Source organism: Neisseria sp. HMSC31F04, from assembly GCF_001807735.1.
In the GTDB taxonomy this organism is placed as follows: domain Bacteria; phylum Pseudomonadota; class Gammaproteobacteria; order Burkholderiales; family Neisseriaceae; genus Neisseria; species Neisseria elongata.
Window position 1 is genome coordinate 1 of record NZ_KV790791.1, and the last position, 3,516, is coordinate 3,516.

A 3,516-nucleotide genomic window follows, 5' to 3' on the forward strand; every position below is an offset into this window, starting at 1 on the left:
TGCTGAGGAAAAGGAATTTTGCAAAGGTCTCAAAACATGAAACAGGCCGTCTGAAAACTCCGATGATATGGTTTTCAGACGGCCTTTTTGGCTTTATGCTTTAATGATTATCTGCTTACGAACTGTAAGCTTTATGGATAATTTTGACGGTTTTGCCGCTTTTGACAAATTCAGTGTCGGCGGAAAAGGGTGAAGCGCAATCCGAACCACGGTATTGCATATTGACACGGTTGGCGTTTTGACGGCGCAGTTTAAAAGACCATTCAAAAGTTTCGGGTTCGTTACCGCATTCTATTTTTTCTTTGGCATTCAGAGTCAAGTTTTTGCGCGGCAGGACGGACGGTACGGTTTTAGGGTAAGGTGCTTTATCGTTGTAACCTTGTTTCATAAAGGCCGCATAGGCTTGCTGCAGCGAGCCGGTGTAATCGCATTCGTAGCGGGTAACGATGGAATCGAGCTCCTGGTTGCCTGTGGGTTTCGTGCTTTCATGACAGGACAGGTTGCCGGCAAAAGCAGCTGGGGAGGCCAGAAGCAGGCAAAGCAGCAAAGGTTTAACAGACATCATAAGTTCCTTTAATTCGGTTTAACAGGACAGGCCGTCTGAAATCCAAATAAATTTCAAACAGCCTTATCTAAAAACAACGGCGCGATTATATATCCAACAATTTTTCTTGGCACTAAATTTCCCCATCCGCCAATTGCTTCAAACGATACAGTGCATCCAAGGCTTCGCGCGGGGACATCTCGTCGGGATGGATACTATCCAGCTCGGCAAACAATGCAGATGATTTTTCAGACGGCCTTTCGCCGTCTTGTGCCGAATCATCGGTAAAGTCCGGTTCAAAAGACGCAGAGCCGAAAAAATCCAACTGCGGCCTTTGTTCGGCGGCCTGACTTTCCAAATTTTCCAAATACTTTTGTGCCGCTTTCAATGCCCGTGCGGGCAGTCCGGCGAGTTTGGCCACCGCTATGCCGTAACTCTTACTGGCGGGGCCTGCTTCGATATGGTGCAGGAAAACGATATCCCGCCCCTGTTCCAACGCGCTCAAATGCATATTTACCGCTGCCGGGTAACGTTCGGGTAGAGCAGTCAGCTCAAAATAATGTGTGGCGAACAAAGCGAACGAACCGTTTTTCAACAGCAAATGTTCCGCTACCGCATGTGCCAATGCCAAGCCGTCGAAAGTGGATGTGCCGCGCCCCACTTCGTCCATCAAAACCAGAGACTGCGGTGTGGCGTGATTCAAAATATAAGCCGTCTCACTCATTTCCACCATAAAAGTTGAACGGTTTGATGCCAAATCGTCCGATGCCCCGATGCGGGTGAAAACCTGATCGATAGGGCCGATTTTTGCCGCCGAAGCCGGAACGAAACTACCGGTGTGCGCCATCAGCACAATCAGCGCGACCTGTCGCATATAAGTCGATTTGCCGCCCATATTCGGGCCCGTGAGCAGCATCAGGCAGTGTTTGTCGTCCAAGCGCGTATGATTGGCCGTAAAACGCTGCACTTGCTGTTCGACAACCGGATGCCGTCCGTCCGAAATCTCAATCACCGGATAATCCGCAAATTCAGGGCAGACATAGCCGGCCTCTTCAGCCGTGGCGGCAAAACAGCACAACACATCTAATGTTGTGGCGGCTTTGGCTGCTTTCTGTAATAGCGGAAGCATGTCCTGCAACTCCCGTATCAGGCCTTCGTACAATTTTTTTTCCAAAGACAAAGCCTGCTCTTGTGCCGTCAGCACTTTATCTTCAAAAACCTTCAATTCGGGAGTGATAAAACGTTCGACATTTTTCAGTGTTTGGCGGCGTTGGTAATCGGCGGGAGCCTGTTCCGCCTGAACCTTGGACAACTCGATATAAAAACCATGTACGCGGTTGAACTCCACCTTCAAAGTGGACAAACCCGTGCGTTCCCGTTCGCGCGCTTCCAAAGCCAGCAAAAATTCATCGCCGTGATTCTGAATATGGCGCAACTCGTCCAATTCGGCTGAAAACCCGTGATTGATTACCCCGCCGTCACGAAGCCAAACGGAAGGCTCGGGCAAAACAGCCGCCGCCAGCCGTTCGGCCACCGCCACACCTTCCGGAAAAATGCCTTGTAACGTATCCAGTAAAGGCGAAGAAGGTAGTTTAATCTGTGCCAAAGCAAACAAACTGTCGCGCAAACCGCTCAAATCGCGTGGTCGTGCCGAACCGACCGCAATCCGTGCCGCAATCCGTTCAATGTCTGCAATGCCTTTCAGACGGCCTGTAATGTCATCGTTGTTACCAAACAAAGCCGATACGGCCTGTTGTCGTGCACGGATATGGCTTCTGTTACGCAGAGGATGATGCAGCCACAAAGCCAGCAGGCGGCTGCCCATATGTGTGGCACAGCGGTCGAGTACCGAAAACAACGTGGGCGACTTTTTGCCGCCCAAAGTCTGCGTAATCTCCAAATTCCGCCGCGTGGCCGCATCCATGCCGATATATTGCTGTTCGCTTTCCAAACTTAACCCATCCAAATGGCGGGGCAGTTGCGACTGGGTCAGCTTGATATAATTCAACAATGCGCCGGCAGCTCCGATAGCGGGCGCATGATCATTCATTTCCAAACCAAATCCGCGCAGGTCCTGGCAGCCGAAATAGCGCGTAATCAAGTCAAAACCACTGTCCGCATCAAACTGCCAATCATGCAGCCGCGTAACATTTGCTTGTGGCAGACCGATATTGAGGGCGGATTTATCATCCGGCACAAGGATTTCTGCCGCCTGCAAACGTGCCAACTCGTCAACCAACCTGTCCGGCGTCGTCATTCTGACCTTAAATTCGCCGCTTTGCAGCGATGCCCAAGCAATCCCCAAACGTTTTTTTCTTATACAAACTGCTGCAATTCGGTTTGTTTCCTTATCTTCCAACAAAGCCGAATCCGTCAGGGTTCCCGGTGTAACAATCCGTACAACCTTTCGTTCCACAGGTCCTTTACTTGCGCCGACTTCGCCCACCTGCTCGCAAATCGCCACACTTTTCCCCAGCTTTACCAAGCGCGCCAAATACTGTTCCGCCGCATGATAAGGCACACCTGCCATCTTAATTGCTTCACCGTCCATCTGACCGCGAGTCGTCAAAGTAATGTCCAGCAACTTGGCCGCTTCCACCGCGTCGTCAAAAAACAACTCGTAAAAATCGCCCATGCGGTAAAAAACCAATTTATCCAAATGATCTGTTTTAATGCCCAAATATTGCTGCATCATAGGAGAAACGGCGGATTTGCTCATTTTCAGACGGCCTTATACTAAGAAAAAACAAAAGCCATTTTAGCAATTCGGGCGATGGATTAGGTGGGGAAATTTCGGTATGTGATTTTCAAACCAAAATTCAAAAATAAATTTCCATTACAAACAACAAGATTACAAAAATAAGTAAAAAAAATCCTAACAAGATTTGACACGAATTACTAGGTTCTGTATAGTTCGACTCTTCGCTGCTTCCGCAGCAATGCTCTTTAACAAACAGATTACCGATAAGTGT

General features: G+C 49.2%; 2 protein-coding genes. Both read right to left on the minus strand.

Annotated elements, in window-relative coordinates:
- Positions 1 to 115 precede the first annotated feature (115 nt).
- Positions 116 to 565 (minus strand): phage tail protein, encoded by a 450-nt coding sequence (locus HMPREF3107_RS04150; RefSeq protein WP_246828587.1) that lies wholly within the window; start codon positions 563 to 565, stop codon positions 116 to 118.
- 112 nt (positions 566 to 677) lie between these two features.
- Entirely contained in the window at positions 678 to 3,263 is a 2,586-nt protein-coding gene (gene mutS / locus HMPREF3107_RS04155) for a DNA mismatch repair protein MutS (protein ID WP_070453828.1), read from the minus strand.
- Positions 3,264 to 3,516 lie beyond the last annotated feature (253 nt).

What these genes read in the sequence shown, in the direction of transcription:
- HMPREF3107_RS04150 (WP_246828587.1), bottom strand. Translation starts at nt 565, where the DNA reads ATGATGTCTGTTAAACCTTTGCTGCTTTGCCTGCTTCTGGCCTCCCCA.
- mutS (WP_070453828.1), bottom strand. Translation starts at nt 3,263, where the DNA reads ATGAGCAAATCCGCCGTTTCTCCTATGATGCAGCAATATTTGGGCATT.